Below are 6,138 nucleotides of genomic sequence, written 5' to 3'. Positions count from 1 at the left end.
TTCAACCACCAGCAGAACAACTTCCGTCATCCGCCGCTGAAGCCGTCCAGCGAAGCCCTCGATTATGCACAGCTTTTGGCCCGAACGTCTACTTCCGAAGAAAAAATTTTCTCGGCCTCCTGTGGATCGTCCGGCCTACCTCGTCTCTCCCACGCATTGCGCCACGGGACGAAGCACATCGTCATATGCATCGAGCGACGGAAAGACCAGCGTCTCCCGCTGCGACAGCCCATCGGCCTCCCGGCCGAGTTGCTCGAGCATCTCGCCTCGCTCATCGTGCGTGACATAGGGCACGTGGTACGCCACGAAGGGCTTGAACACCTCATAGCCCACGTAGCCCAGCGAGCCCTGCAGCAAGGGCCGCAGCATCACATCGATCTGCCCGTGGATGCCGGATTCGCCAAACATATGGCTGCGCCCGCCCAGCGAGGTGACCACCAGGGCGCGCTTGCCCGCCATGGGGGCGCGGTCGTAGATGCGCTTGCCGCCATAGAAGAGCCCCGACAGGAACACTCGATCGATCCAGCCCTTCATGATGGCCGGCACCGAGAACCAGAACACGGGGAACACCAGCACCAGCAGCTCGGCCTGCTTGACGGCCTCGACCTCCGCGAGGATGTCGGGGGCCAGGGCCCGGCGTTGCCATCCATGGCGCTGCTCGAGCGAATAGACCAGGTAGTCGGGCTTCTCGCGCTCGCCGAAGTCGGCCGCGCTCGCCACCGGGTTGAAGCCCATGGCATAGAGATCCGAGAGCCCGACCTGCCAGCCACCGGCGGTCAGCCGCTCGGACACCCGGTCGCGCATCGCCGCAACGAAGGACTTCGGCTCGGGGTGGGCATACACGATGTGCGCCTTGCGCGGTGTCTGTGCTGTCATGGCGGGATTCATCCGGTCTGCAAGGCGCGGCGCTCGGCCACGCAGGTGTTGATCAGGTCGATTTCCTCGTCGATGCGTGCGCGCACCTCGCCGGCCGGGACCAGCAGCGCCTTGATGCGGCCATAGACCTTCGGATCCTTGGCCGCCAGCGCGAGAGCCCTGTGCTGCAGACAGGTCGCGAGTTCATTCGCGGGCGCCAGCTCCGAGACGAGCCCCCAATCGTGGGCCTGCTGACCGGTGAAGGCCTCCCCGCCCAGCAACAGGCGCCTCGCCCTGAGCGCGCCGATGGCGCGCGCAAGCAGAAGAGAGCTCCCCGCCTCGGGAGCGATGCCCAGGTCGACGAACGGCAGCTTCATGACCGCGTCGGAGGTCGCGATCACCCAGTCCGCATGCAGCAGCATCGTCACGCCGATGCCGGCGGCCGAGCCGTGCACGCCGATGAGCAGCGGCTTGCGCACGTCGGCCAATGCATGAAGGAAGCGCGGCACCGGGTCTCCCGCGCCCTGCGGCCAGCTGTCGAAGGCGCTCAGGTCGTGGCCCGCGCAGAAGTTCGGCCCGAGGCCGGACAAGGTGATCGCCCGCACGCCGTCATTGGCCTGCGCCAATCCCAGGCTCTCGGCCAGGGCGCTGAACATGGTCATCGTGAGCGCATTGCGCTTGGACGTCCGATGGATCTGGATGCGCCACACGCCGTCGACCAGCGTCGAGAGGATCCCCTCCGCCGCGCGCACGGCGCTGCGGCTGCGTCGCTCCGTCGTTTGCGATGCGCTCGTCACCAGCCGTACTCCAGGTACTTGCCATAGCCGTCGGCCATCGGGCCCGGCGGCAGCGGCTTGCCGGTGATGGCCTCGAAGAGCTCGGCCTGGCGCGCCCGCGCCGCCGCGACCGCACGCTCCTTCACATGGCCATAGCCGCGGATCTGCTGCGGCAAGCTCGCCAGCTCCAGGCACGGCGACGCATGGCTGCCCAGGTGCGCCACCACGGCGCCGACCGCAGCGCGGTACTCCTCGACGAGCGCGCGCTCGGTGCGGCGCTCGTGCGTGTAGCCGAAGAGGTCGAAGGGCGTGCCGCGCAGCACCTTCCCGTGCCGCAGCACGCGAAAGGCCCGGCCCATCCAGGCGCCATAGGCGGTCTTCTGAAGCTCGCCCTTGTCGTTCTTCCTGGCGAGCAGGGGCGGCGCGAGGTGGTATTGCAGCTGGATCTCTCCGTCGAACTGGCGGCGGATCGAGTCCATGAACTCCGGATCGGAATGAAGGCGCGCGACCTCGTACTCATCCTTGTAGGCCATGAGCTTGAAAAGGTTCTGCGCCACTGCAACAACAAAGCTTTGGCGGTGCGTCTCGTCGGCGCACTGGCTGTCGACGAGCTGCACGAAGGCGGCGAACCGGCGCGCATACGCCGGTCCCTGGTAGGCCACCAGCCGCTCGGACAGGCGCGCGACGGTTTCCTCGGGCGTTCGGTTGACGCGCGGCAGCCACTGCACCGTGCTCGCGGGCTTCATCGCCGCGAGCACGCGCGGCGCGTCGTGCGCCCACCAGCGGCCGAGCCGGAACGCCTGCATGTTCTTCTCGACCTGCTGCCCGTTGAGTTCGATCGAGCGTTCGAGCGCCTGCGACGACAGCGGAATCCAGCCCTTCTGCCAGGCGAAGCCGAGCATGACGAGGTTGGCGTAGATGGCGTCGCCGAGCGCCCAGGTGGCCGTCTCCTGCGCCTTCAACCACTGGACATCCGCACCGCAGGCCTTTTCCAGCGACGCCTTCAGCGCCTGCGTCGGCAGGTTCCAGTCCGCGTTCTTCACGAACTCCGAGGTCGGCGCCACGTCGAGATTCACCACCGCGCGGGTGCGGCCCTCGCGCAGACGACCGAGGCTGTCGGGATGCGCGCTCACGACGAGATCGCAGCCGATCAGCACGTCCGCCTGCGCCGACGCGATCCGCGACGACAGGATCGCCGACTGCGTGGGCGCGAGCTGCACATGGCTCCACACCGCGCCACCCTTCTGCGCGAGCCCCGCCATGTCGAGCACGCTGCAGCCGCGATGGCTCAGGTGGGCCGCCATGCCGATCAGGCTGCCGATGGTCACCACGCCGGTGCCACCGACACCGTTGACGAGGATGCCGCAGGTGCCGTCGAGTTCGGGCACGACCGGGTCCGGCGGCGGCTCCCAGGCGAGCACGTCGCTCCTGGAGGGACTCGACCGGAGCTTGCCGCCCTTTACCGCCACGAAGCTCGGGCAGAAGCCCTGGGCGCAGGAGAAGTCCTTGTTGCACGAGGACTGGTTGATCCTGCGCTTGCGCCCCAGCTCCGTCTCCAGCGGCTCCACCGACAGGCAGTTGCTCTTGACCGAGCAGTCGCCGCAGCCCTCGCACACCTCGGGATTGATGACGTAGCGGATGGCCGGGTCGGGATAGCTGCCGCGCTTGCGGCGCCTGCGCTTCTCGCTCGCGCAGGTCTGGTCGTAGATCAGCACCGACACGCCCTCGAAGGCCGCGAGTTCGCGCTGCACGCGGTCGTGCACCGTCGTCCCGGCGGCGAAGCGCGTGCCCGCGTCGCGGTACTTCCCGATGTCGTCGCTGACGACCGCGATGCGGCGCACGCCCTCGGCGGCGACCTGCTCGGAGATGCGCGACACCGTGAGCTGGCCTTCCACCGGCTGCCCGCCCGTCATCGCGACCGCGTCGTTGAACAGGACCTTGTAGGTCACGCAGGCATCGGCTGCCACCGCTTGCCGGATCGCCAGCGAGCCCGAATGGAAGTAGGTGCCGTCGCCGAGGTTCACGAAGATGTGCCTGCGCGTCGAGAACAGGCGCTGCGCGATCCACGGCACGCCCTCGGCGCCCATGTGGGTGTAGGCCTTGGTATCGCGGTCCATCCAGTTCGCCATGTAGTGGCAGCCGATGCCGGCCATGGCGCGCGATCCTTCGGGCACCACGGTGGAGGTGTTGTGCGGGCAGCCCGAGCAGAAATAGGGCTTGCGCACCGCGGCCGGCGCCGCCGGTGCCCCATGCGCCACGGCACGCGGGTCGGCCTCGAAGGCATTCACCGGAAGGCCCAGGCGCTCCGCGATCGCGGCGGCGATCTCCGGCGGCGTGAGCTCGTAGTCGCTGCGCAGCAGGCGCTCTTCGGCGCCCACGCTCCACTCCCCGCCGATGCCGCCGCGGCTCTTGCCCGAGATGCGGATGGCCTTGCGGCCCTCGACCGCGTCCGCATAGAGCTCGTCCTTGAGCTGCTGCTCGATCAACGGGCGCTTCTCCTCGACCACGAGCAGCTCGTCGAGACCGCGCGCGAACTCGCGCACGATCTCCGGCTCGAGCGGCCAGACCATGCCGAGCTTGAGCACCGCCACGCCGCGCTCGGCGGCCTGCGCGTCGGTCCATCCCAGCAGGCGCAAGGCTTCGCGCACGTCGTTGTAGCTCTTGCCCGCGCACACGATGCCGAGCCTCGACGAAGTCGTCTTGAGCGCGATCGTGTTGAGCCCGTTGGCGCGACAGTAGGCGAGCGCGGCGGGCAGCTTGTGCCGCACGATGCGCGGCTCCTGCTCGGCCCACACGTCGGGCCAACGGATATGCAGGTCCTGCGGCGGCGCTTCGCCCGCGTCCGGCAGCCTCACCGTCACCCGTTGCGGGTCCACGTCGGCGACGGCCGTGGTCTCCACCACGTCCGACACGCATTTCATGCCCACCCACAGGCCGCTGTGGCGGCTCATCGCCCAGCCATGCACGCCGAGGTCGAGGTATTCCTGCACGCTGCTGGGATACAGCACCGGGATGAACGCCGCCACCAGCGCCTGCTCGCTCTGGTGGCCGAAGGTCGAGGACTTGGCCGTGTGGTCGTCGGCCGCCAGCACCAGCACGCCGCCGAGCCGCGAGGTGCCGGCGCCGTTGCCGTGCTTGAGCGCGTCGCCGCTGCGGTCGACGCCGGGCCCCTTGCCGTACCACAGGGCGAAGACGCCATCGACCCTGGCCTCCTCGGGAAACAGCGCGAGCTGTTGCGAACCCCAGCAGGCCGTGGCGGCCAGGTCCTCGTTGATCGCCGGCTGGAACCGGATGTCCCGCGCCTCGAGCCGGGCCTGCGCGCCCCACAGCGCCTGGTCGAGCCCCGACAGCGGCGAGCCACGGTAGCCGCTGACGAAGCCGCCCGTGCGCAACCCCGCGCGGCGATCCCGCTCCCCTTGGTTGAGCAGCAGCCGGACCAGCGCCTGAGTGCCGTTCAGGTAGGCCACGCCGCTGCCGCCGTCGTACTTGTCATCGAGCGAAACCGAGCGCAATGCGCGCTGGATCTCCGGGTCACCGTGTCCCATCGTGGTCTCCGCACCTTAAATTGAGTGTTGCTCAACTATACATGCGCAGTTCCGAGGTTGGCAACAGGCACACCTCTGCCAGACGCGCATGCGCGGCTTGAGTCTTACTCATTTTCTAGAGGACGGCGCCGATCTTGGGCCGGGGCCGCCAGGCCGATCCGCTAGGCGGCGTCTTCGGCCGAGCCCGCGTCGCGCTCGAGCCGGCGCACCGCCGCGAGCACATCGGACTGGAAGCGGCGGGCCGCGCGCGCCGGCGGCGCCTCGAGCGCGAACGCCGCCATCAGCATCGCGGTCAGCTGCGAGGCCGTCGATGCGATCGAGGGCTTGGTGCCCGTGGTCACGTAATCCCACAGAACGTGTTCCATCGAGCCGTACACCATGTCGCGCATCAGGCGCAGCGGCACGTCGCCGCGCACCTCGCCGAGTTCGCGCGCCTCGCTCAGCGCGGCCATGAAGGGCGATGTGTAGCGCCGCTTGAGCTCGGCGATGAGCCCGGAGAACTCGGCATCGACCATCCGCCCTTCGCCGAGGACCAGCGCGCACAGCCCGATGCCGTCGCCCATCAGATGGGTCAGATGCCGCTGGATCACGAAGCGCAGCCTGGCCTCGAAGCCGGCGATCGCCGGCACCTGTTCCTCGAGCTCGATGCTGATCTCGTCGTACCAGCGGCCCACCACGTCGATGCACAGGCGCCGCTTGCTCTCGAAGTAGGTGAACAGCGTCGCCTCCGACACGCCCGCGCGCTGGGCGATCTCCGAAGTCGTCGAGCGCTCGAAACCGCGCTCGGCGAAGACCTCGCGCGCCGCCGCCAGCAGGCTCGCCTGGGTGCGCTCGGATTTTTCGCCCCGGGGGGCGCGACGCGGCGTGGCGGCTTTGGTGACGGACATGTCTGCGGGGTTTTCGAGAGAGCTGGACTGGCCGCCATTATGGAAGTGAACCCGCGGCCGCCCCTGACGGGCAGC

4 protein-coding genes are annotated in these 6,138 nt (G+C 68.9%); all 4 read right to left on the bottom strand.

The genetic code is table 11. The features are described from left to right. Positions 1 to 135: 135 nt before the first annotated feature. Positions 136 to 876 (bottom strand): NAD(P)H-dependent oxidoreductase, encoded by a 741-nt coding sequence (locus AC07PU_RS22385; RefSeq protein WP_495320623.1) that lies wholly within the window; start codon positions 874 to 876, stop codon positions 136 to 138. Between the two features lie 8 nt (positions 877 to 884). Further along, positions 885 to 1,652 (bottom strand): enoyl-CoA hydratase-related protein, encoded by a 768-nt coding sequence (locus AC07PU_RS22380; RefSeq protein ID WP_495320621.1) that lies wholly within the window; start codon positions 1,650 to 1,652, stop codon positions 885 to 887. Beyond that, complete coding sequence (locus AC07PU_RS22375) at positions 1,649 to 5,176, bottom strand: indolepyruvate ferredoxin oxidoreductase family protein (RefSeq protein ID WP_495320619.1); 3,528 nt, start codon at positions 5,174 to 5,176, stop codon at positions 1,649 to 1,651. The genes AC07PU_RS22380 and AC07PU_RS22375 overlap by 4 nt, the downstream gene beginning before the upstream one ends. 161 nt (positions 5,177 to 5,337) lie before the next feature. Further along, positions 5,338 to 6,063 (bottom strand): TetR/AcrR family transcriptional regulator, encoded by a 726-nt coding sequence (locus tag AC07PU_RS22370; RefSeq protein ID WP_490875594.1) that lies wholly within the window; start codon positions 6,061 to 6,063, stop codon positions 5,338 to 5,340. Positions 6,064 to 6,138: the final 75 nt, after the last annotated feature.

The sequence above is a fragment of the Variovorax sp. GW821-FHT10D07 genome, from assembly GCF_059415325.1.
The sequence above is the reverse complement of the archived record's forward strand: the minus strand, read 5'-3'. Positions and strand labels throughout refer to the sequence as shown.

Excerpts from the sequence above, each read along its gene's own strand:
- AC07PU_RS22385 (WP_495320623.1), bottom strand. The coding sequence starts at position 876 with ATGACAGCACAGACACCGCGCAAGGCGCACATCGTGTATGCCCACCCC.
- AC07PU_RS22375 (WP_495320619.1), bottom strand. The coding sequence starts at position 5,176 with ATGGGACACGGTGACCCGGAGATCCAGCGCGCATTGCGCTCGGTTTCG.
- AC07PU_RS22370 (WP_490875594.1), bottom strand. The coding sequence starts at position 6,063 with ATGTCCGTCACCAAAGCCGCCACGCCGCGTCGCGCCCCCCGGGGCGAA.